This window comes from Phenylobacterium sp. LjRoot225 (genome assembly GCF_964252855.1).
Classification (GTDB): domain Bacteria; phylum Pseudomonadota; class Alphaproteobacteria; order Caulobacterales; family Caulobacteraceae; genus Phenylobacterium.
Window position 1 is genome coordinate 1 of sequence record NZ_CAXUPL020000015.1, and the last position, 865, is coordinate 865.

Sequence of the window (865 nt, forward strand, 5' to 3'; positions counted from 1 at the left end):
ATGCAGGGCGTGGCGATCGCCGAGCGGGCCTTCCAGCAGGCCCTGGCCTTTTCCCAGGAGCGGGTGCAGGGCAAGGCGCTGTGGTCCGCCGGCCCCTCGGGGCCGATCTACGACCATCCGGACGTGCGCCGCACCCTGATGCTGGCCAAGGCCAAGATCGAGGCCGCGCGAGGGATCTGCCTGATGACCGGGGTGCTGGCCGACCTCGCCAAGGTCGCCGCCAGCGAGGAGGACCGCGCCGCCGCCCTGGTCCGCCAGGAGCTCTTGACCCCGATCGCCAAGGCCTGGTCGACCGACGTCGGCGTCGAGGTTTCCTCGGCCGCCCTGCAGGTGCACGGCGGCATGGGCTTCATCGAGGAGACTGGCGCGGCCCAGCACTATCGCGACGCCCGCATCGCCCCGATCTACGAGGGGACCAACGGCATCCAGGCCATCGACCTGTCGGGGCGCAAGCTGAAGACGACCAATGGATCGGCCATGCGCGAGGTCTGCGCCGAGATCCTGCTGACCGCCGAGGCGCTCACCGAAAGCCCCGACCTCATCCAGGTCGGCCGCCGGCTGGCGGCTGGCGCCCAGGCCCTGGAAAAGGCCACCGACTGGCAGCTCGCCCACCAGGGCGCCGACAGCCTGACCTCGGCCACCCCCTATCTGAAACTGGCCGGCGACGTCATCGGCGGCTGGGTCCTGGCCCGCCAGGCGCTGGCGGCCGCCGGCTCGGACGCGCCCTGGCTGCAGGCCAAGGCTCCGCTCGCCAAGCTCTACGCCAGCCAGGTCCTGGCCCAGGCCCCCGGCCTCGCCGAGGGCGTCATGGACACCCTGCCCGAGATGGCCGCGATCACGCCAGACGCCCTGGTCGGCTGAGCCC

Annotated in this window: 1 protein-coding gene; it reads left to right on the forward strand. The window is 72.4% G+C overall.

All coding sequences use genetic code 11. From position 1 onward, the window contains the following. On the forward strand, positions 1–861 hold an 861-nt coding region (locus ACSQ2B_RS26720), incomplete at its 5' end, for an acyl-CoA dehydrogenase (RefSeq protein ID WP_436054455.1). Between the last annotated feature and the right edge of the window lie 4 nt (positions 862–865).